We start from the raw sequence: 20,016 nt of genomic DNA on the forward strand, positions 1-20,016 counted from the left end.
GTCAAATCCACGCCCGGCAATCTGGTTCCAGCCTTATGAGGCGAGGGGCTGGGTTGCTGCCTCGGCCTTGTTGCGCTCCGTCAGGAAGGCCGCTGCGATCAGGTCGCGGGTATATTCCTCCTGAGGCCGGTCGAAGATCTCCTCGGCCGTGCCGCGCTCCATCACCTTGCCGCTCTTCATCACCATGATCTCGTCGGAGAGGGCTCGCACGACGGCGAGGTCGTGGCTGATGAAGATGTAGGCGAGGCCGTGGGCCTTCTGCAGGTTGCGCAGCAGCTCGACGATTTCCTTCTGAACCGACCGATCCAACGCCGAGGTCGGCTCGTCGAGAACCACGAGCTTCGGATGCAGGATCATGGCACGGGCAATGGCGATGCGCTGGCGCTGGCCGCCGGAGAACTCGTGCGGGAAGCGGTTGCGCCAAGCCTGATCGAGCTGGACCTCCTCGAAGGCCTGGGCTGCGCGCCGGTCGCGCTCCTTGCGGGAGATGCTGGGCTCATGGACGAGGAGACCCTCGGTCACGATCTCGCCCGCCGTCATGCGCGGCGAGAGGGAGCCGAAAGGATCCTGGAAGACGAGCTGAAGGTGCCGTCGCAAGGGGCGCATGCCACCCCGGTCGAGCGGCATGAGGTTGCGGTCTTCGAAGCGCACCATACCGGAGGCCGGCTGCAGGCGCAGGATGGCGCGGCCGAGCGTCGATTTGCCGGAGCCGGATTCGCCCACGACCCCCACCGTCTCGCCGGCGCGAACTCTCAGGCTCACATCGTCGACGGCCTTGAGCACGTGGGTTGCCTTGCCGAAGAAGCTCTTTTCGAGCGTAAACTGGACCGCAATGTTCTTCGCATCAAGCACCAGCGGGGCCGTGGTTGCGACAGGCTCCTTGCGGCCGGTCGGCTCCGCATCGATGAGCATCTGCGTGTAGGGGTGCTTCGGCGCCGCGAAGATGGCGTCTGTGTCCCCGCTTTCGACCACCTCGCCGCGCTTCATCACATAGGTGCGGTCGGCAAAGCGGCGCACGACGCCGAGATCGTGCGTGATGAAAACGATCGACATGCCGAGCCGCTTCTGCAGATCCGCCAGAAGCTCCAGGATGCGGGCCTGGACCGTCACGTCGAGAGCCGTCGTCGGCTCGTCGGCGATCAGCACGTCCGGATTGTTGGCGAGCGCCATGGCGATCATGACACGCTGGCGCTGGCCACCGGACATCTCGTGCGGATAGGCATCGATGCGCCGCGCGGGATCTGGGATGCGGACGAGCTCCAGAAGCTCGATGGCGCGCTTGCGCGCCTCGGCCTTGCTCAAGCCGCCATGGGTGGTAAGCGGTAGAGCAAGCTGATCCCCGATCCGGTAGAGCGGATCGAGCGAGGTCATCGGCTCCTGGAAGATCATGGTGAGCTTGGAGCCGCGATAGTTGTTGAGCTTGTCGGGAGAGAGACCCACAAGCTCTGCGCCGCGATACTTGACCGAGCCCTCGGCCCAGCCGTTCGAAGCGAGGAGTCCCATGACAGACATCATGGTCTGGCTCTTGCCCGATCCGGACTCGCCAACGATGGCGACGGTCTCGCCCGGATTGATATCGAGGTCGATGCCCTTCACCGCATGAAGGATGCCGTCGCCGGTGCGGAACCGGACGTGAAGGTTGCGGACGGAAAGAACGGGTTCGGCCATGTCAGCGATCCTTCGGGTCGAGAGCATCGCGCAAGCCGTCGCCGATGAAGTTCAGGCAGAAAAGGATCGTGACGAGCGTGATGGAGGGATAGATCAGCATCCAGGTGGCGCCCTGGATGTTCTTGGCGCCTTCGGAAATCAGGACGCCGAGGCTGGTGTTCGGCTCCTGGACGCCGAGGCCGAGGAAGGAGAGGAAGCTCTCCAGAAGGATCACCTTCGGCACGAGAAGCGTCATATAGACGACCACAGGCCCCAGTGTATTGGGGATCACGTGGCGACGAATGATGCCCTTCGTTTCGACGCCCAATGCCTCAGCGGCCTGGACGTATTCCTGCCGCTTGATGGAGAGCGTCTGTCCACGAACGATGCGGGCCATGTCGAGCCACTCGACCGCGCCGACCGCAATGAACATCAGCACGAAGTTGCGGCCGAAGAACACGACCAGCATGATCACGAAGAAGATGAAGGGCAGCGAGTAGAGAATATCGACGACGCGCATCATCACGAGGTCGACGCGTCCGCCGAGATAGCCGGAGGTCGCGCCATAGATCACGCCGATGAGGATCGCCACGAAGGTCGCGAGCAAGCCGATGGCGAGCGAAACCTGACCCGCCTTCATGGTGCGTGTCAGAAGATCGCGTCCATTGGTGTCGGTGCCGAAGAAGAAGTACTGCCGCTTCAGAGGCACATCGACGACGAGCCGTTGGCCGTCCTGCTGTTTCTCGACGACCTTGGCAGGGCCGAACAGGTCCGAACGCTCGAAATAGGCGAGCAGCCGCTCGTCGATCGGTCGGCTGCTGGAGCTCACGAGCGTCATGTGAACGACATCGTTGTCGATGGTGATGTTCTCGGCCTTCGCGCGGACGCGGGCACCGATGCGCTCGATATTCGGCTCGATCTGATCGGCCTTCGGATAGGCCTCAAGGCTTGCGGGCACCTTCACATAGTCCGGGTAGACCCGGTCGAAGGGATGGCCCGTAAGGAACGGTCCGAAGATGCAGGCGAGCGCGATCAAGCCCAGCACGATGATGCTGGTCAGCGCAGCGCGGTTGCGGATGAGACGCCCGCGGGCCTCGGCCCAGAGGGAGCGTCCGGTGATGGGACCTGTCATGGTCTCGACAGGAAGAACGGCGCCTTCAGCCATGGGAGATCTCACTCGTAGCGAATGCGCGGATCGATAAGGGCGTAGAGAATATCGACCACGAGGTTGAAGAGCAGAACGAAGACGGCGACCACCACGACCGTACCCATGACGAGCGTGTAGTCACGGTTGAGGGCGCCTTCGACGAAGTAGCGACCGATGCCCGGCAGACCGAAGATGGTTTCCACCACCACCGAGCCGGTGAGCAGAGCTGCTGCTGCGGGTCCGAGATAGGACACCACGGGCAGAGCGGCTCCGCGCAGGGCGTGAACGACGACCACCCTCGTGGGCAGGCCGAGCGAACGCAGGGTCCGGATATGGTTGGAGCGCAGGTTCTCGATCATGGCGGCGCGGGTCATGCGCGCGACGACGGCGATCTGCGGTAGGGCCAGCACCAGCACCGGGAGAATGAGATTGCGAATGTTCCCATTGGCCCAACCGGCTATGGGTAGCCACGCGAGGGTCAAGCCGAAGACGATCTGGAAGATCGGCGCGACCACGAAGTTCGGAATGGTCAGGCCAAGCGCTCCCATACCGGTGACCAGGTAGTCAATCGTGCTGTTCTGGCGCAAGGCCGCGATGGCACCGAGGGTGCCGCCGACGATGATCGCGAAGGAGAGGGCTAGCGCGCCGAGCGTCATCGAAATCGGCAGGCCGCGCGCAAAGAGCTCTCCGACGGTGAAGTCGCGCAAGATGAAGGACGGACCGAAATCGCCGTGCATGACGGCGCTCAGATAGAGCCAGTATTGCTGGATCAGCGGCTTATCGAGCTGATAGATCCGGTTGAGATTCTCCATCACCTTGGCCTCGAGAGGACGCTCTAGATCGAATGGGCCGCCTGGGGCGAGCCTGATCAGGAAGAACGAGATCGTGATGATGATGAAGAGGGTCGGGATGGCCGACAGGAAACGGCGAAAGATGAAGGAGAGCACGGAAAGCTCCTCCTGCTGCTACAGCATAACAGTAAAAGAATAGGGCGGCCTGACAAGCAGACCGCCCCCTTTATCAGAATTATTTTTACTGTGTCTTCGACAGATACCGCGTCGGATAGACGCCCCTGGTGTTCTGCACGAAGCCCTTGATCTTCGGCGAGATCAGGTTGCTTTTGCCGTAGTACATGATCGGGATCCAGGGCATGTCCTTCATGAGGATCGTCTCGGCCTGCTTCAGCATATCGGCGCGCTTCTTCAGATCCAGCTCCTTGGCCGCGCTGTCGAGCAGCTTGTCGAACTCCGGATTGTTGTACTTGCCGTAGTTGAAGCCCCTGTTGTCGCTCTTGAGGAGGAACAGGAAGTTGTTCGGATCCGAGTAGTCGGCGATCCAGCCGTAGCGGGCGATGTCGAAGTCGCCGCCGTCACGCAGGTGGGCGAAGTGGGTCTTGCCGTCCGTGTTGATGAAGGAGGTCTCGATGCCGGCCTGCTTCCACTGCTCGGAGATGGCGATGACCGTGTTCCGGTTGTTGTCCGTCGTGTTGTAACGGATCTCGACCTTCAGCGGCTTGCCGGGGCCGAAGCCAGCCTCGGTGAGGAGCTTCTTGGCGGCGTCCTCGCGGTCGATCGGCGACTGGTCCTTGTAGCTCATGTAGGCCGGATCACCGTAATTGCCCACGCCCGGAGGCATGAACGAGTAGCCCGGCTGCATGGTCTGGCCCCAGATCTGCTCGGCGATGAACTCGCGATCAACCAGCATGGAGAGGGCCTGACGCACCTTCACGTCGTTGAACGGAGCCTTATTGGAGTTCACGACCATGTACCAGGTGCCGAGATACGGGCCGAGGCGGACCTGATCCTTGAAGCGCTCCTTGAGCGACTTCATCTGGTCGGCCGGCACGTCGTCGGTGGTGTCGAGCTCGCCGGCTTCATAGCGACGGACCATCGCGGCGAAGTCCGGGGTCGGGAAGTAGTTGACCGTGTCGATCTGGACGTTCTTGGCGTCGTAGTAGTTCTCGTTCTTGGCGAGCTTGATGTGGGAGTTCGGCACGAACTCGACGAGCTTGTAAGCGCCGTTCGTCACCATGTTGCCTGGCTTCACGAAGTCCTTGCCGAACTTCTCGACGGAGGCCTTGTGGACGGGCAGGCTGGTCTGGTGGGTCAACAGCTCGATGAAGTAAGGAGTCGGTGACTCGAGGGTGATCTCGACGGTTTTGGCATCGACGGCCTTCACGCCCAGTTCCTCGGGCTTGCCCTGGCCCTTGTTGATCTTTTCGGCATTCTTGATGGGATACAGGATATTGGCGTATTTCGCGCCGGTCGCCGGATCCATGATGCGGCGGTAAGAATAGACGAAGTCTTCCGCCGTAACCGGATCGCCGTTCGACCATTTCAGGCCATTACGAAGCGTAAAGCGATAGGTCTTGCCGTCGTCGCTGATTTCCCACTTCTCGGCCTGGCCGGGGACGGCTTCACCCTTGGCGCTATAGGTCACGAGACCCTCGAGCATGTCGCGCAGGATGTGTGCTTCCTGGACAGTCGAGGTCTTGTGGGTGTCGAGCGTCTCAGGCTCGCCCGAATTGGCGCGGTTGTAGACGACTTGAGCCGACGCGGCGCCCATGAGGGCAGCCGTGGCGACGGCAGCGAGAGCCGTGCGTTTGATCCATGATGACATTGGACGCGTTCCCTTTCTGGTTTTCTCTTAGGGTATTTGGAATTATCTCGGTCAGAGCCGGTAGGGCAGTGACCTTGCCCTATTTGTTGATCAATCAACTGTTTATGTCCAGTACTATCCCTTGCAACAATAAAACTTGAAGAAAAGCAAGACTTTGGTCGTGTGGAGAAGCCTCAGGCTCCTGTATCGAACACCAGTCCTGCTGCTTCGATCCCGCCGGCCGCGGCGATTTCATCGTTGTCGGAGGTATCCCCGGAGACGCCCACGGACCCGAGAACTTGGCCTTGGACATCCTTGATCAGGACGCCGCCCGGAACCGGGACGAGCTGCCCGCCGACCGCATGGGTCGCCGAGGCCACGAAATAGGGGCGGTCGGTAGCCATTTTGTGAAGAGCGCGGGAGCCGACCCCGAGCGCCAGGGCACCATAGGCCTTGCCCATGGCGATCTCGGCCCGTTTCAGGCTGGTGCCGTCCTCCGACAGGAGCGCCTTGAGGGCGCCGCGGGCGTCATAGACGACGATGGAAAGTGGCTTGAAGGACTTTTCCCGCGCGGTCTTGAGGGTGGCGGTGGCAATTTTCTGGGCCGTTTCAAGGGTGAGTTCGGTCACTCGATTCCTCCATTGGTTGTCATTGTTGGTGCGGTCTGCACGGATTTAGCGAGTGGCCGTTTCCTTGGCCGCGAGCCAGGTTGCCACAGCCTTGCGCTCGTCCAGGGTCATCTCGGTGATGTTGTTGGGCGGCATGGCGTGGGTCAGCACACTCTGGATGCGGATGATCTCCGCATGGCGGGCGATCTCCTCCGGCGTGTCGAGACGCACGCCTTTCGGCGCCGTGGCGATGCCATCCCAGACGGGCTCGGCCGCATGGCACATGGAGCAGCGGGACTGGATCGCGAGCACGGCTTCATCGAAGGATGCCGTAACGGCCGGAGGCGTCGCATCCGCGGGAGATGTCGCCAAGTTGGCGTTGCCGGGTTTGCCAAGGATCGAAAGCCAGATTGCGAGAGCGACGGAAGCCGCGGCGACGCCCCAGGTCCACCAGGGTGAGCCCTTGCCCGCATGCTGCGAGTTGAAGAAGTGTCTGATGACCGCGCCCGCGATGACGATCAGCCCGATGATGGCGACCGCGTAGTGCGACGACCACGCCAGCGGGTAGTGGTTCGACAGCATCAGGAAGATGACCGGCAGGGTCAGGTAGTTGTTGTGCGTCGAACGCAGTTTGGCTTCCTTGCCGAGCTTCGGATCCGGCGAGCGGCCGGCCCGGAGTTCGGCCACCACCTTCTTCTGGTTCGGGATGATGATGAAGAAAACGCTTGCCGACATCCAGGTGGCGATCATCGCGCCCGTATGGAGAAAGGCGGCGCGGCCGTTGAACACCTGGGTGAAGGCGAAAGCAGCCAGCAGGATGTAGACAAAGAGCGCAACGCCGAGGACGACGCCGTTCTTGCCCAAGGGAGAGCGGCAGAGGCCCTCATAGACGAACCAGCTCACCACGATGCCGCCGATGCCGATGGCGGGCGCCTGCCAGGATGCGAGGGCGCGCACAGCCGGGTCGATGGTGTAGAGATCGGCGTGGAGGTAATAAACCCAGACGATCAGGAAGAACCCGCTGATCCAGGTGGAATAGCTCTCCCACTTGAACCACGTCAGTTCCTTGGGCAGTTCGGGTGGCGCAACGAGATACTTGCGCATGTTGTAGAACCCGCCGCCATGGACCTGCCACGCCTCGCCGCCGACGCCCTCGGGCAGTCCCTCCCGCTTCTTCAGGCTGAGATCCAGATGGATGAAGTAAAAAGACGAGCCGATCCAGGCAATCGCCGTAATCACATGGATCCAGCGGATGATCTGGCTGATCCATTCGGAAATTTGCGGGTCGATCATGCAGGCCCTTGAGCGCTGAAGGAATGGGTAACCCTAGGGCCGCGATCCCGTTTGCGAAAGGCCCGGTTGCGGGCTTTTTCAACAGGATCCCTGTTCCGGAAAACCGGCATTTCCGCAACTAGACTTATGGATGCGGCTTGACGCCATGACACGGGCCCGAAAGATTTCCGAAGGCCAACGAAGCTGTTCTCCACCCGCGAGGTTTCATGGGACGCCTGTCCACCCACGTTCTGGATACCGCCAACGGCAAGCCCGCACGCGGCATCGCCATTGAGCTTTTCGCCATCGAGGGCGAGCAGCGCCGTTCGATCCTGCAGACGACAACCAATGCCGACGGACGCACGGACGCGCCTTTGATGATCAATGAAGCGTTCCACACAGGAACCTACGAGCTTGTCTTCGCGGTCGGGGCCTATTTCAGAGCCCTCGGCACGGCGACGGCCGATCCGCCATTTCTGGATGTCGTACCGATCCGTTTCACAATCGCAGAGCCCGACGGGCATTATCACGTTCCGCTCCTCGTTTCGCCCTGGAGCTATTCCACCTATCGAGGAAGCTGACCTTGCCTGAGACATCCTATCCCCGCGACCTCGTCGGCTATGGCCGCAATCCGCCCCATCCGCGCTGGCCGAACGGGGCCCGGATCTGCGTCCAGTTCGTGATCAACTACGAAGAGGGCGGCGAGAACAACATCCTCCATGGCGACCGGGCATCCGAGGCATTCCTGTCGGAGATCGTGGGCGCACAACCCTGGCTCGGCCAGCGGCACATGAGTATGGAATCGATCTATGAATACGGCTCCCGCGCCGGCTTCTGGCGCCTGTGGCGGATGTTCACGGAGCGCAACCTGCCTGTGACTGTCTATGGCGTCGCCACGGCCCTCATGCGCAATCCAGAGGCAGTCGCTGCCATGAAGGAGGCCGATTGGGAGATCGCGAGCCACGGGCTCAAGTGGATCGACTACCGGGACTTCTCGGCGGAAGAGGAGCGGGCGCACATGAAGGAGGCAATCCGCATCCACACGGCAGTGACGGGCGAGCGGCCTCTCGGCTGGTACACGGGGCGCACCTCGGAGCATACCAACCGCCTCGTGGCGGAGGAGGGCGGTTTTCTCTATAGCGCCGACTCTTATGCGGACGAGATGCCGTATTGGGAGCAGCACAGTGAGCGGCAACAACTGATCGTGCCCTATACGCTCGACGCCAATGACATGCGCTTTGCGACCCCGCAGGGTTTCAATGCGGGCGATCAGTTCTTCGCCTATCTGAAGGACAGCTTCGACACGCTCTATGCGGAAGGCGAAACCGCGCCGAAGATGATGTCGGTCGGCCTCCATTGCCGCCTCGTCGGCCGTCCGGGACGGGCCGCGGCCCTCGCTCGCTTCCTGGATTATGTTGCCTCACACGAGAACGTCTGGGTCGCAAGGCGCATCGACATTGCGCGCCACTGGATCCGCCATCATCGTCCGGCCGATTTGAAGCCGAGCCGCATGAGCCGGATATCGTTCGTCGAACTGTTCGGAGACATCTTCGAGCATTCGCCCTGGATTGCCGAACGCACTTTCGATGCCGGGCTGACGACAGGGCAGGACACGGCGGAGGGGCTACATGCCGCCATGGTCCAGGTGCTCTCGGAGGCGACCCGCGAACAGAAGCTGGCGCTGATCAACGCCCACCCCGATCTCGCCGGGCGCTTGAAGCTTGCCGATCTCACGGCGGATTCCCGCAACGAGCAATCCTCCGCGGGTCTCGACAGCCTGACGGAGGCTGAGCGCGACCGCTTCCTGAAGTTGAACGATGCCTACAAGCAAAAATTCGGCTTCCCCTTCATCATGGCGGTGAAGGGCCGCTCGAAGGACGAGATCCTCGCCGCGTTCGAGGAGCGGCTGGATCATGAGCAGGACATAGAATTCGAAACGGCCATCGAACAGATCGAGCTGATCGCGCTGCTCCGGCTCAAGGATCGCCTGCCGTCACTGGCCGATGTGTTCTCAAGCCTGGCCTGACCGGAACCCTTGGAACGACCGCGCGTCTTCATCTCAGCTTGGCCATCGTGAGCCAGGCAGAGCACCAGGAGGATGACATGGGTCTGTTCAAATTCATTAAGGAGGCAGGCGCCAAGATCTTTGGTGGAAGTGCAGCGGCCGCGACTCCGGAAAAGCTGCAGGAGGAGGTCAAGGGCCACGGGTTCGACGCGACCAAGCTCGGAATTCAGGTCGAAGGCGACAAGGTGAAACTCTCGGGCCAAGCCGCCAATCAGGAGGAGGCCGAGAAGATCATTCTCTCTCTTGGCAACACCTATGGCGTGGCCGAGGTCGACACTTCGGAACTCAAGGTCCAGCAGCCCTCTACAGTCTCGACCATGTACACGGTCCAGAAAGGCGACACCCTCTGGGAGATTGCCGAGAAGCATTACGGCAAGGGTAAGGGCGCGAAATATACCGAAATCGTCAAGGCCAACTCCCCGCCGGTCAAGGACCCCGATCTGATCCAGCCGGGTTGGGTGCTGCGGATTCCGCCGCTCGCCTGAGAGGCGATACGATTGCGCTCCTCCCTGCGAAGCCGGTATGAGTGCCTCATCGCAGGGAGGGATTTACATGAGTGAAGCGCCAAGAGTCATCGACCTCGACCGAGACGCCATCAAGCAGGGGCTTCGCGAAGGGGCGTTTGTGCTGGTCGACGTTCGCGAGCCCCACGAGTTCGCTGCTGGGCACATTCCGGGGGCCGTCTCGCACCCGCTTTCGTCCTTCGATCCGTCTGCTCTGCCCGAAGGGAAGCGAATCGTCTTTTCCTGCGCGGCCGGCGTTCGGTCGGTGAGAGCCCTCGAATTCGCACAGGCATCCGGTCGGGGCATTCGCGAACATTACAAGGGCGGTTTCAAGGATTGGGCCGCTGCTGGAGAGCCTGTGGAGTAAACGGGCGACACGGGCACCTCACATAGATTTGTTCTAAAGTGTAGTGCTCAAGCTTGAAGAGATGTGCGCTAATGCCGGCCCGCTGACGATGGTTCGTAGGGACACCATCGGTCGCACCCAGGAGGGGAAAGAAAATATGAAGCGTACAATTTTTGTCGCCAGCCTTCTGGCGCTCGGAGTGACGGCCGCTATTGCACAAAGCAATGTCGTCGAGCAGCGCCAGGGTCTCATGAAGGAGATGGGGGCGCAGACGCGTCCACTTGGCGGCATGCTGCGTGGCCAGGAGCCATTCGACCTGGCTAAGGCCCAGGCTGGCCTTAAGGTCCTTGCGGCGAATGCCGAGAAAGCCGCCCCGCTCTTCCCCGAGAGCTCCAAGAGCGCCGAGAAGACCGAAGCTCTCCCGGCCATCTGGGAAAACAAGGCGAAGTTCGATGCGGTCCTGACAAAGCTCCGTACGGATGCCCAGACGGCGATAGCAGCGATCAAGGACGAGGCTTCCTTCAAGACGGAATTGCCGAAGGTGCTTCAGAATTGCGGCGCCTGCCACAACGATTTCCGGAAGAAGAGCTCTTAAGGGCAATCGGCTCAGAATGGGCGGCCTCTGGGCCGCCCGTTTCATTTGGAGAAGAGGCGATGCGTAAGGCGATCGTGGGTCTTTTGGTTCTGGCCATCATTGGGGCGCTGGCCTTCTGGGGTCTGACCTCCCCGGCGGCCTATGCCCTCATCCGCGGCAGCAGCCAGGTCTCTCCTGCGACGTCGGCCGGTTCGACACGTCAGCCCAACCTGGAGAACGGCCGCACCTTGTTCTTCGCCGGAGGCTGCACCTCCTGCCATGCGGTGCCCAATCAGGCCGATAAGCTGCGGCTCGGCGGCGGGTATGCCTTGAAATCTCCCTTCGGCACATTCCACATTCCGAATATCTCGCCCCATAAGCAGGACGGCATCGGCTCCTGGACCACGGCTGATTTCGTCCGCGCCATGCGCGAGGGTGTTTCGCCCAATGGCCGCCATTACTATCCGGCTTTCCCCTATACGAGCTATCAGCGAATGAGCCCCGAAGATCTTGCAGATCTCTTCGCGTTCATCATGACGCTGGCGCCTGTCGATGGGCGCGCTCCCGATCACGAGCTGCCTTTCCCCTATAATATTCGCCGCGGTCTCGGCCTCTGGAAGCTCGCTTTCTTGGACGGGCAGGTCTTCCGGCCGGACCCATCTCAGTCCGCGAGCTTGAATCGGGGAGCCTATCTGGTGAACGGGCCGGGGCATTGCGCCGAGTGCCACAGCGAGCGTAACGCCGCAGGGTCCATCATCGAGGATCGGCGCTTCGCCGGCGGGCCCGATCCGGAGGGCGGCAGGAGCACCGTTCCCAACATCACCCCTCATCCAAGCGGTATCGGGGGGTGGACGGCGGATGACCTCACGACGTTGCTGAAAACTGGCGAGACACCGAATTTCGACACGGTGGGCGGACCGATGGGGGCTGTCGTGGCCAATACGGCGCAGCTTCCCGATGCGGATCGGCAGGCCATGGCTGAGTACCTGCTGGCTCTGCCGCCACGGCAAGGCTTCAAGAAGCCTGAATAGGTTGGGGATGGATTGAGGACAGGCCTCAATCCATCACCGCGGCTTTCAGGATGCAGACCATGGTAGCGCGGCCGGGCGCATCGCCGATGCAGCGCACCGAATGGGGACGGTCGCAGCGGTAGCGCAGGCTTTCTCCTGCCTTCGCCTGTTGGATCACGCCGCCGACCTCGACCTCGAACTCTCCCTCCAGGACGGACAGGCACTCCACCGAGCCGCGCTGGTGGCTGTCGGAATCGAGCACGCCGCCCGGCTCGGACTGCACATCGTACCATTGCAGCCATTCGATGGTTTTGAGCCAGCCGATGATGGCCAGACGCATCTTGCCATCTTCGGAAACGAGGATCGGGGTGTCCGCCTTGGAGGATTTCTCGATGAAGGGTTCCTCGTCGCCGGAGGCGAGAACCCGCTCGATCGAGACGTCCAGGGCCTGGCTCAGCCGCCAGATGGTGGCGAGCGTCGGGTTGGTCTCGTTGCGCTCGATCTGGCTGATGATCGACTTGGCGACGCCGGACTGCTCCGCGAGTTCCGATAGGGAGAGGTTGTAGGCCTTGCGAAGCCGCTGGATCGTCTTGCCCATGTTACCGGAGAGAACCTGTGCGCCTGCTTCCAGGTCCCGGCTCCGTTCTTTGCCCTCGACGCCCATGACTGCCTCTGTGCTGAAAAAGAGAACGTTCGTTCCTCAAAACGGTTGTGGGGTAATCGACCCTATGGGTCAAGCACCTGAGACGCCACGGCCTTTTCTTTTCGGCTCAGACCCCTGGTCTTTGGGGGGTGGCCTGAAGCTCCTTCGTTCGCAGGAGCCCGAGTCGATGCTCGCGCCAGACGATGAAGAGGCCCGTTGCGGCGACGATGATCGCGCCGATCAGTACGGTCATGGTGGGCAGATCGTCGAACATGAACCAGCCGAACAGAAGCGCCCAGATCATGGTGGTGTATTCGAACGGCGCGATCACCGAGGTATCTGCGTAGCGGTAAGACTGAGTGACGAGGATTTGTCCGACGCCGCCCAGGATGCCGATGAGAATGAAGAGGGCAAGGTCCATGGCATCCGGCATGCGCCAGCCCAGGGCGATGGTACAGAGGGAAAGACCGGATGCCATGATGAAGAAATAGAAGACGATGGCGCCGGTCTTCTCGGTCTGGGTCAGGCGCCTTACCTGGATCATGGCGCCCGCCGAGCAGAACGCTCCGGCGAAGGCCAGCATGGCGCCGAGTGTCGGTCCTGCATTCAGGTCTCCGCCGAAAGTGCTGGCCTTCAGGTAGGGCGACAGCATGATCAGGACGCCGACGAAGCCGATGCCGACCGCCGTCCACCGATAGGCGCGTACCGTCTCCTTGAGGAGAAGCGCCGCCAGGATCACGGCGATCAGGGGCGAGGCATAGCCGATGGCGATGGCATCATGGAGAGGGAGGTAGGAGAGGGCGGCAAAGCCCAGATACATGGCGCTCGTGCCGATGAAGCCGCGCTTGAAATGTCCGACGACATTTTTGGTCCGCACGGCGTTGATGAGGTCCCCCTGCCATTTCAGCCACAGCAGCAGCGGCAGTAGCGCAAAGGCCGAGCGGAAGAAGACGATCTCTCCGACGGGATAGCGGGCGGCGAGCGTCTTGAGGGTCGCCGACATCATCGTGAAGACGACGGCGGAGAGGACTTTGAGGGAGATCCCCAGAAGAGGTTTCACGGGACGAGGGTTTTCACGGGTGGCGTCGCTTGAAGGAAGGTACGCAACCAATCACGGACGAGCCGCCCCGTGAACCCCTAATCGGTGCGAAAACCCCCGCGTCGGACGCATAGGTTTAGGGTTGGACTGCCCGCGAGCGCTTGATGTGAGAGCGTATGTAGCCGATTGCAGTCAGCATCAGCCATGCGGATTGGGTCACGAAGGACGCTAAATTGAAGTCGAACAGCAATGAATAGAGAATCAGCACTGCGCCTAATGCATTGAGAAGCGCATAACGATTATCCTCGACTTTCAGGGTGCCTAATTGCAACAGCCCATACGCCGATAGGTAGGCTGCAACTCCGATCAGTCCAACTAAATCAGGTACGTTCATCGACGATCTCCGCCCGATCCGATGCAGAGCCTCTAGAGCATCGAACCCAAAAGTGGAATCCATACTTGGGATCAATTCGATGATCATTCTTTACGCTGGCGCATGGTTTGGAGCGTAAAACCGGGTCTACTTTTCACTGGCGTGGCTCTTGGGGGGTGCAAGATGCGCCGTGGCAAATCGATCCGTCTTAGAATCGGGCTTTTTGCCTGATCTGAGGAATGAAGGGCTACTGCCAAGGTCACAAAACTGCAGAAAAACCGTCATGGGGACGAGATGCGAATCCGGTTTGGCTGGAATGGTAAGCTCGTCGAGGAGACCCATGGCTCAGGACATGAATGCTATTCGGGTGCGGACATTGTTCCTGTCTGATCTCCACCTTGGCACCAAGGGATGCCAGGCTGGCGCTCTGCTGGAATTCCTCAAGGTCTATGACGCGGATACCATCTACCTCGTCGGCGATATCGTCGATGGCTGGAAGCTGAAGTCGGGTTGGTACTGGCCCCAGGCCCATAACGATGTGGTGCAGAAGCTTCTGCGCAAGGTCCGAAAGGGGGCCCGCCTCATCTACCTTCCCGGCAATCACGACGAGTTCCTGCGCGACTATATCGGTGTCAATCTCGGTGGCATCGAACTGGCTGACTACGCCGTCCACGAGGCTGCCAATGGTAAGCGCTATCTCGTGATCCATGGCGATCAGTTCGATCTCGTGGTCCGGCATGCCCGGTGGCTGGCTCTTCTGGGCGACGGCGCTTACTCGGCAGCCCTCTTCGTCAACACCTACCTCAACATGGTGCGCCGGCGGCTTGGTCTGACCTATTGGTCGCTCTCATCCTGGGCCAAGCTGAAGGTTAAGAATGCGGTGAATTTCATTAGCCGGTTCGAGGAGCTTCTTGCCGCAGAGGCTCAGCGTCAGCAGGCCGACGGCGTGATTTGCGGGCATATCCACCACGCCGTCATTCACGATCAGTTCGGCGTGGCTTATGTGAATACAGGCGATTGGGTCGAGTCCTGCACTGCTGTGGTCGAGCATTACGACGGCTCTTTCCAATTGATCCGTTGGGCCGAGGTTCAGCTGGCAAAGATCAGCGAGCAGAACCTGGTCTCTGCGAAGATCAGCGAGAGGGCGGCCTGATGCGCCTGCTGATCGTGACCGATGCCTGGCGGCCCCAGGTCAATGGGGTGGTGCGATCCTTAGAACACATGGCAGAGGAGGCTCCGCGGTTTGGCGCGGAGGTGGTTTTCCTGACGCCCGAGCGCTTCCGCTCCGTTCCCATGCCGACCTATCCTGAAATCCGTCTGTCTTTAGTCGCGCCCGGGTCATTGTCCGCAATCCTTGAGGAGATCCGGCCGACCCATGTCCACATCGCCACGGAAGGCCCTATCGGGCTCGCCACGCGCTTGACCTGTGCACGCCAAGGGCGAGCATTCACCACGAGCTACCACACCCGTTTTCCGGAATACGTGGCTGCGCGAACCAAGATCCCCGAGGCATGGTCCTATGGGGCGCTCAGGCGATTCCACCGGGCATCTCGCGCCATGATGGTCAGCACCCCTTCTCTAGAGCGCGAGCTGACGGGGCGTGGCTTCAAGAACATCATGCGCTGGACCCGCGGTGTCGACACCACTCTGTTCCGGCCGCGAAACGAGCGAATCCTGGACGCGGCTGCGCCCATCTTCCTCTATGTCGGGCGAGTGGCCGTCGAGAAGAACCTGGACGCTTTCTTGAGCCTCGATCTTCCGGGGACCAAGGTCGTGGTCGGCGACGGCCCCTCACGTATCGACCTTGAGCGGAAATACCCGGAAGCCCGCTTTCTCGGCTCTCTCACGGGCGAGGATCTGGCGCGGGTCTATGCCTCCTCGGATGCCTTCGTCTTCCCGAGCCTGACCGATACCTTCGGCATCGTGCTGATCGAGGCGCTGGCCTCCGGCCTGCCGATTGCGGCTTTTCCGGTCACAGGTCCGCTGGACGTAATCGGCGCCTCAGGCTGCGGCGTTCTCGACGTTGATCTGCGGGAAGCCGCACTCGCGGCACTCGATATTCCGAGGGATCGCTGCCGGGCTTATGGCGAGACTTTCACCTGGCACGAAAGTGCCAGGCAGTTCTTCTCCAATATCGAGAAAGCCCATTCCGAGAAATAGCCTGTCCTACATCAGGAAGGCCGGGTGCGGGTGGAGATGCTGGGCTTTCTCACCCTCGAAAGGGCCGGCTCCTGAGGAGCCGTCTTTCCGATCAGCCTCTGCGACGCAGAGGGCGAGCATGTCGTTGATATGACTTTCCAGGTAGAGGAAGGTCCGGATCATTTGCCGGATGCGCTGTTCGGCGGCGGCCTGAAGCTCCGCTTCGGACACGTTGCTCGAAGCGCCATCGGAATCTGCCATGGGGAGGGAGCGGATCGCTTCCTTCGTTTGCCGGATGGCTGCAGTCATCTCCTGGAGCTCGGCTTTGAGATGCGCGAGGGTCGCCCCGTCGAGGCCCGGCTCCTTCAGACGATCCACGGCTTCGAGAACGGCCTGGGTGTCCGCATTGCGATTGCGACGGGCGTATTCCTTCAGGAACCAGCGGCCGCGAACTGTCTCCATGACCGCCGCTTCGATGGTGTCGAAATCCAGGTCGCCGAACGTGACGTTGGTCTCTTCATCGGGCATGGTGACAAAATCCATCTCTGCCGGGTTTGATTCCTGTCTCCAACAGATGTGTGCAAAGCGCTCGCAAGCTCAACCCCTGTAAGGCTTTCAGGAGTGGTCATGCACTGCGTTCTTGCACCATTGGCTCCAATTCTCGATTTGAGAAGACCTTATTCCTGATGCATCCGCTCAAAGCTCTCGAATTTCGCCTGGGTGCATTACAGGCCGCCAGCTTCACCAGCCACGGGATGTATCTTCCGTTCTTCCCGCTCTGGCTGCAGAGCAAGGCGCTGTCGCCGACCCTGATCGGGCTCGTGATTGCCATCCCGATCATCGTGCGGATCCTCGCGACCGCACCGCTCATGAGCTTGGCGGACCGGTCGTTCGGGGCCCGCCGGCTGCTTCTGGCGAGCCATTTGGGGCAGCTGATCGGCTTTCCTCTCTTCCTGCTGGTCGATAGTCCCTGGGCCATCATGGCCCTGGTGGCGCTCATCGCCGTCGTGCAATCCTGCGTCATTCCCGGCAACGATCTCGTGTCTACCAACGCGGTCCAGAAACATCCCGGCCTGAACTATGGCCGGATCAGGGGCGCCGGTTCCGTGGCGTTCTTCATCACCAACATTGTCGGCGGCTATCTGGTCGGTGCCTTCGGGGCGGATATCGTGATCGTCGCCCTGACCCTCATCCCAATCCTGGGACTCACCGCCACTCTCATCGCGGTTCCGCACGAAGCTTCGGAACTTGCGATCCACGAGGCGCCCAAACAGGAAGTGGCGACGCCGAAGCTGTCGAAGATCCTCTGGATCGTGCTGATCGCGGGGGCGGTCACCCAAGGGAGCCATGGCGCTCTCAACGCCTTCTCCAGCATCTACTGGCGCTCCATTGGCTTTTCGGACGAGGCCATTGGGTATTTCTGGGCCGCTGCGGTGATCGCTGAGATCATAGTCTTCATCTATCTCGGCCGCCATGTCGGCCGCAGTTCGGGCGTCGGCCTGATCCTGATCGGATCGGCCGCAGCCGTCATCCGCTTCACCATCATGTCCCTGCAGCCGGGGACCGAAATCATGCTCGTGCTGCAAACCATGCACAGCCTGTCCTTCGCTGCCACCCATATCGGCACCATGGCGGCGCTTGCGGCGCTGGCGCCCATGAATGCGAGGGGAAGGGCGCAGGGAATCTATGGCTCGCTTGCTGCCCTGACGATCGCGGGGGCGACGATCGTGAGCGGCATGATCTATGCCGAGGCAGGCGCCGGCGTCTTTGCCGCGATGGCCCCCTTGGGAGCCATCGGCTTCGTGTTGATGCTGGTGGTCGTCAGGTTGCAGAAGGATCAGCCCCAGAGGGCAGGCTCCGGCGGATAGACGATGCTGCCCTCATAGCGCAGGCCGCGCTCCCGGTCTTTGGCGAGAAGGAGCGGGCCGTCGAGATCGACGAAGCGGGCGCGGGGGGCGAGCACCAGGGCCGGCGCCATGGCGAGCGAGGTGCCGACCATGCAGCCGATCATGAGCGAAAAGCCCTTGGCTTCCGCCGCATCGGCGAGCGCCAGAGCTTCCGTCAGCCCGCCGGTCTTGTCGAGCTTGATGTTGATGACTTCGTAGAGGCCGACCAGCCGGTCGAGGCTTGCCCGGTCATGAACGCTCTCGTCCGCCAGGGTCGGGACGGGGCGTGAGATCCGGCTCAAGTAATCGTCCGCCTTGGCGGGCAGGGGCTGCTCCACCAGGGCATAGCCCTCATCCGCGCAGGCCGCGAGGTGCCGTTCCAGGTTCTCTTCGGTCCAACCCTCATTCGCGTCGGCGATCAGGGTTGCCTGCGGGGCGGCCCGACGAACGGCCCTGATCCGCTCGATATCGCCATCGGGGGCACCGAACTTCACCTTGAGGATCGGCCTCTCCGCGGCCTTGGCGGCAGCCTCAGCCATGCCTTCAGGCGTGTCGAGGCTGATCGTGTAGGCCGTGGTCGCGGGCGGCCAGCGGGTCAGGCCTGCGGTCAGGTGGGCGCGGATGCCGGAGCGTTTGGCGTCGAGATCCCACAGAGCGCAGTCAACGGCGTTCCGGGCTGCTCCGGCGGGCATGAGGTTCTGCAGCGCCTCACGGGTCAGGCCTGCCTCGATCTGAGGGTGAATGGCCTCGATAGCCCCCGCGACGCCCTCGACTGTCTCGCCATAGCGAGGGTAGGGTACGCATTCCCCATGCCCGACAGCCCCGTCCTCTGAGATTGTCGCCGTGACCACCACCGCCTCGGTGCGGGAGCCGCGGGCGATCGTGAATTTTCCGGCAATGGGGAAACGGTCGATGGAAACGGTGAGCTTGCGCATTCTCTTAGGTCTCTTCTGAACTTCGTCTCGACTTGTGGCGCAATGACACGCTATCACCAAGCGGAATCAATGCCGAAGGGATGATCGTGGCGCAGAGCACCTTGGCTCGAGAGCCGGAAGTGACAATCGACCGTGCCGGGGGGCAGACGGTGGTCCGGCTGGCCGGTCCCTGGACGGCGCCGCATGCCCAGAAGGTCGAGGCTCTGGTCGATGAAATCGCCACGGAAGCCGAGAGCTTTCCTCTGACCCTCGACCTGAGCGGCGTCGAACGTCTCGATACCCTTGGCGCCTGGACCCTCAATCGCACGAGGCATGAACTGTCCGCCAAGGGGCAGGTGGATTTCGTCAATCCGACGCCGGAGCAGAAGATCCTCTTGGACGAGGCGGCCTATCGCGACTTTCAAGGAGCACCGAAGCCGCGGCATTCCCGCGTGGTCGATTTTCTCGTCGATGTAGGCCAGACCGTTGCCGGGGCCGGCAAGGACATGGTCGGCGGCGTCGGATTTCTGGGCGAACTCATCTCGGCGCTAATCCGCGTCGTTATCCACCCCCGTCGCTTCCGTGGCACGGCTGTCATCAACCAGCTCGAGCAGATCGCCTATCGTGGCGTGCCGATCATCGTTCTGATCTCGTTCCTCGTCGGCTGTATCGTCTCGCAGCAGGGCATCTTCCAGCTCGTGAAGTTCGGCGCGACGCCCTTCGTCATCGACCTCATCGGCATCCTGGTCCTGCGCGAACTGGGCGTGCTGCTGACCTCGATCATGGTGGCGGGCCGCTCGGGCTCGGCCTTCACGGCTGAGATCGGCTCCATGAAGATGCGCGAGGAGATCGATGCCCTGCGGGTCATGGGGCTCGATCCGATCGAGGTTCTGATCGTTCCTCGCATCATGGCTTTGGTGATCGGCCTACCACTTCTCACATTCATCGCTTCCATCGCGGCGCTCGTCGGCGGTGGCCTGACGACCTGGGTCTATGGTGATATCAGCCCGGACATCTTCCTGAACCGTCTTCGGGCCGCCGTCGGCATGAACACCTTCCTCGTCGGCATGATCAAGGCGCCCTTCATGGCGCTGGTGATCGGCATCATCGCGACCCTGGAAGGTCTGGCGGTCGCGGGCTCCGCCGAGTCCCTGGGGCGCCACGTGACGTCTTCGGTGGTGAAAGCCATCTTCATGGTCATCGTGCTCGATGGTCTCTTCGCCATGTTCTTTGCAGCGATTAATTACTGAGA

At 61.6% G+C, this 20,016-nt stretch carries 21 protein-coding genes; 10 read left to right on the top strand and 11 right to left on the bottom strand.

Going from position 1 to position 20,016, the window contains the following annotated elements; translation table 11 throughout:
• Positions 1 to 33: 33 nt before the first annotated feature.
• The 6 genes from ACS5Q1_RS00790 to ACS5Q1_RS00815 form a co-directional block, all read right to left on the bottom strand.
• The gene (locus tag ACS5Q1_RS00790; protein WP_473096406.1) at positions 34 to 1,668 is read right to left on the bottom strand and encodes an ABC transporter ATP-binding protein; all 1,635 of its coding nucleotides are present in this window, start codon (positions 1,666 to 1,668) and stop codon (positions 34 to 36) included.
• A 1-nt stretch (position 1,669) separates the two neighbouring features.
• On the bottom strand, positions 1,670 to 2,812 hold the full coding sequence (locus tag ACS5Q1_RS00795; RefSeq protein ID WP_473096407.1) for an ABC transporter permease subunit: 1,143 nt from the start codon (positions 2,810 to 2,812) through the stop codon (positions 1,670 to 1,672).
• Between the two features lie 8 nt (positions 2,813 to 2,820).
• Positions 2,821 to 3,741, bottom strand: a complete 921-nt coding sequence (locus tag ACS5Q1_RS00800) for an ABC transporter permease subunit (protein ID WP_473096408.1) — start codon at positions 3,739 to 3,741, stop codon at positions 2,821 to 2,823.
• Between the two features lie 85 nt (positions 3,742 to 3,826).
• Positions 3,827 to 5,413 carry a peptide ABC transporter substrate-binding protein gene (locus ACS5Q1_RS00805; protein WP_473096409.1) on the bottom strand — a complete coding sequence of 529 codons (1,587 nt, stop codon included), beginning with the start codon at positions 5,411 to 5,413 and terminating at the stop codon, positions 3,827 to 3,829.
• 173 nt (positions 5,414 to 5,586) lie between these two features.
• Complete coding sequence (locus ACS5Q1_RS00810) at positions 5,587 to 6,021, bottom strand: GlcG/HbpS family heme-binding protein (RefSeq protein WP_473096410.1); 435 nt, start codon at positions 6,019 to 6,021, stop codon at positions 5,587 to 5,589.
• 45 nt (positions 6,022 to 6,066) lie between these two features.
• Positions 6,067 to 7,293, bottom strand: coding sequence for a urate hydroxylase PuuD (locus tag ACS5Q1_RS00815; RefSeq protein ID WP_473096411.1), 1,227 nt, complete (start codon positions 7,291 to 7,293; stop codon positions 6,067 to 6,069).
• Positions 7,294 to 7,499: 206 nt separating this feature from the next.
• On the opposite strand from ACS5Q1_RS00815, the gene uraH reads away from it, so the two are divergent.
• From uraH to ACS5Q1_RS00845, 6 genes are all read left to right on the top strand, one after another.
• Complete coding sequence (uraH, locus tag ACS5Q1_RS00820; RefSeq protein ID WP_473096412.1) at positions 7,500 to 7,853, top strand: hydroxyisourate hydrolase; 354 nt, start codon at positions 7,500 to 7,502, stop codon at positions 7,851 to 7,853.
• 2 nt (positions 7,854 to 7,855) lie between these two features.
• On the top strand, positions 7,856 to 9,298 hold the full coding sequence (gene puuE / locus ACS5Q1_RS00825) for an allantoinase PuuE (protein ID WP_473096413.1): 1,443 nt from the start codon (positions 7,856 to 7,858) through the stop codon (positions 9,296 to 9,298).
• A 77-nt stretch (positions 9,299 to 9,375) separates the two neighbouring features.
• Positions 9,376 to 9,822, top strand: coding sequence for a peptidoglycan-binding protein LysM (lysM, locus tag ACS5Q1_RS00830; RefSeq protein ID WP_473096414.1), 447 nt, complete (start codon positions 9,376 to 9,378; stop codon positions 9,820 to 9,822).
• 67 nt (positions 9,823 to 9,889) lie between these two features.
• Positions 9,890 to 10,207 (top strand): rhodanese-like domain-containing protein, encoded by a 318-nt coding sequence (locus ACS5Q1_RS00835; RefSeq protein WP_473096415.1) that lies wholly within the window; start codon positions 9,890 to 9,892, stop codon positions 10,205 to 10,207.
• A 136-nt stretch (positions 10,208 to 10,343) separates the two neighbouring features.
• Positions 10,344 to 10,781, top strand: coding sequence for a c-type cytochrome (locus ACS5Q1_RS00840; RefSeq protein ID WP_203443261.1), 438 nt, complete (start codon positions 10,344 to 10,346; stop codon positions 10,779 to 10,781).
• Between the two features lie 59 nt (positions 10,782 to 10,840).
• Entirely contained in the window at positions 10,841 to 11,791 is a 951-nt protein-coding gene (locus ACS5Q1_RS00845) for a c-type cytochrome (protein ID WP_473096416.1), read from the top strand.
• 25 nt (positions 11,792 to 11,816) lie between these two features.
• Here the strand turns inward: ACS5Q1_RS00845 and ACS5Q1_RS00850 are convergent, their stop codons facing one another.
• From ACS5Q1_RS00850 to ACS5Q1_RS00860, 3 genes are all read right to left on the bottom strand, one after another.
• Positions 11,817 to 12,434 (bottom strand): helix-turn-helix domain-containing protein, encoded by a 618-nt coding sequence (locus ACS5Q1_RS00850; RefSeq protein ID WP_473096417.1) that lies wholly within the window; start codon positions 12,432 to 12,434, stop codon positions 11,817 to 11,819.
• A 106-nt stretch (positions 12,435 to 12,540) separates the two neighbouring features.
• Positions 12,541 to 13,473, bottom strand: a complete 933-nt coding sequence (locus ACS5Q1_RS00855) for a DMT family transporter (RefSeq protein WP_473096418.1) — start codon at positions 13,471 to 13,473, stop codon at positions 12,541 to 12,543.
• 115 nt (positions 13,474 to 13,588) lie between these two features.
• Entirely contained in the window at positions 13,589 to 13,846 is a 258-nt protein-coding gene (locus tag ACS5Q1_RS00860; RefSeq protein WP_203443265.1) for a CBU_0592 family membrane protein, read from the bottom strand.
• A 319-nt stretch (positions 13,847 to 14,165) separates the two neighbouring features.
• Between ACS5Q1_RS00860 and ACS5Q1_RS00865 the strand changes: the two genes are divergently transcribed.
• Positions 14,166 to 14,978, top strand: a complete 813-nt coding sequence (locus tag ACS5Q1_RS00865; RefSeq protein WP_473096419.1) for a UDP-2,3-diacylglucosamine diphosphatase — start codon at positions 14,166 to 14,168, stop codon at positions 14,976 to 14,978.
• The gene (locus ACS5Q1_RS00870; RefSeq protein WP_473096420.1) at positions 14,978 to 15,985 is read left to right on the top strand and encodes a glycosyltransferase family 4 protein; all 1,008 of its coding nucleotides are present in this window, start codon (positions 14,978 to 14,980) and stop codon (positions 15,983 to 15,985) included. Before ACS5Q1_RS00865 ends, ACS5Q1_RS00870 begins: the two co-directional genes overlap by 1 nt.
• A 6-nt stretch (positions 15,986 to 15,991) precedes the next feature.
• On the opposite strand, the gene ACS5Q1_RS00875 is transcribed toward ACS5Q1_RS00870, so the two are convergent.
• Positions 15,992 to 16,507 (bottom strand): hypothetical protein, encoded by a 516-nt coding sequence (locus ACS5Q1_RS00875; RefSeq protein ID WP_473096421.1) that lies wholly within the window; start codon positions 16,505 to 16,507, stop codon positions 15,992 to 15,994.
• Between the two features lie 143 nt (positions 16,508 to 16,650).
• Here ACS5Q1_RS00875 and ACS5Q1_RS00880 point away from each other — a divergent pair, with 143 nt between their 5' ends.
• Entirely contained in the window at positions 16,651 to 17,832 is a 1,182-nt protein-coding gene (locus tag ACS5Q1_RS00880) for an MFS transporter (protein WP_473096422.1), read from the top strand.
• Here ACS5Q1_RS00880 and dgcA read toward each other — a convergent pair.
• On the bottom strand, positions 17,802 to 18,785 hold the full coding sequence (dgcA, locus tag ACS5Q1_RS00885; RefSeq protein WP_473096423.1) for an N-acetyl-D-Glu racemase DgcA: 984 nt from the start codon (positions 18,783 to 18,785) through the stop codon (positions 17,802 to 17,804). The two genes, ACS5Q1_RS00880 and dgcA, sit on opposite strands and share 31 nt — an antisense overlap.
• Before the next feature lie 80 nt (positions 18,786 to 18,865).
• Here dgcA and ACS5Q1_RS00890 point away from each other — a divergent pair, with 80 nt between their 5' ends.
• A complete protein-coding gene (locus tag ACS5Q1_RS00890) occupies positions 18,866 to 20,014 on the top strand; it encodes an ABC transporter permease (protein WP_203443271.1) in 1,149 nt (382 codons plus the stop codon).
• The last annotated feature ends 2 nt before the right edge of the window (positions 20,015 to 20,016 follow it).

The sequence above is a fragment of the Microvirga sp. GN3 genome (assembly GCF_055792825.1).

Coding starts and splice junctions, on each gene's coding strand:
- ACS5Q1_RS00790 (WP_473096406.1), bottom strand. CDS start 1,668: ATGGCCGAACCCGTTCTTTCCGTCCGCAACCTTCACGTCCGGTTCCGC.
- ACS5Q1_RS00795 (WP_473096407.1), bottom strand. CDS start 2,812: ATGGCTGAAGGCGCCGTTCTTCCTGTCGAGACCATGACAGGTCCCATC.
- ACS5Q1_RS00805 (WP_473096409.1), bottom strand. CDS start 5,413: ATGTCATCATGGATCAAACGCACGGCTCTCGCTGCCGTCGCCACGGCT.
- ACS5Q1_RS00815 (WP_473096411.1), bottom strand. CDS start 7,293: ATGATCGACCCGCAAATTTCCGAATGGATCAGCCAGATCATCCGCTGG.
- uraH (WP_473096412.1), top strand. CDS start 7,500: ATGGGACGCCTGTCCACCCACGTTCTGGATACCGCCAACGGCAAGCCC.
- lysM (WP_473096414.1), top strand. CDS start 9,376: ATGGGTCTGTTCAAATTCATTAAGGAGGCAGGCGCCAAGATCTTTGGT.
- ACS5Q1_RS00835 (WP_473096415.1), top strand. CDS start 9,890: ATGAGTGAAGCGCCAAGAGTCATCGACCTCGACCGAGACGCCATCAAG.
- ACS5Q1_RS00840 (WP_203443261.1), top strand. CDS start 10,344: ATGAAGCGTACAATTTTTGTCGCCAGCCTTCTGGCGCTCGGAGTGACG.
- ACS5Q1_RS00845 (WP_473096416.1), top strand. CDS start 10,841: ATGCGTAAGGCGATCGTGGGTCTTTTGGTTCTGGCCATCATTGGGGCG.
- ACS5Q1_RS00850 (WP_473096417.1), bottom strand. CDS start 12,434: ATGGGCGTCGAGGGCAAAGAACGGAGCCGGGACCTGGAAGCAGGCGCA.
- ACS5Q1_RS00860 (WP_203443265.1), bottom strand. CDS start 13,846: ATGAACGTACCTGATTTAGTTGGACTGATCGGAGTTGCAGCCTACCTA.
- ACS5Q1_RS00865 (WP_473096419.1), top strand. CDS start 14,166: ATGGCTCAGGACATGAATGCTATTCGGGTGCGGACATTGTTCCTGTCT.
- ACS5Q1_RS00870 (WP_473096420.1), top strand. CDS start 14,978: ATGCGCCTGCTGATCGTGACCGATGCCTGGCGGCCCCAGGTCAATGGG.
- ACS5Q1_RS00875 (WP_473096421.1), bottom strand. CDS start 16,507: ATGGATTTTGTCACCATGCCCGATGAAGAGACCAACGTCACGTTCGGC.
- ACS5Q1_RS00880 (WP_473096422.1), top strand. CDS start 16,651: ATGCATCCGCTCAAAGCTCTCGAATTTCGCCTGGGTGCATTACAGGCC.
- dgcA (WP_473096423.1), bottom strand. CDS start 18,785: ATGCGCAAGCTCACCGTTTCCATCGACCGTTTCCCCATTGCCGGAAAA.
- ACS5Q1_RS00890 (WP_203443271.1), top strand. CDS start 18,866: ATGATCGTGGCGCAGAGCACCTTGGCTCGAGAGCCGGAAGTGACAATC.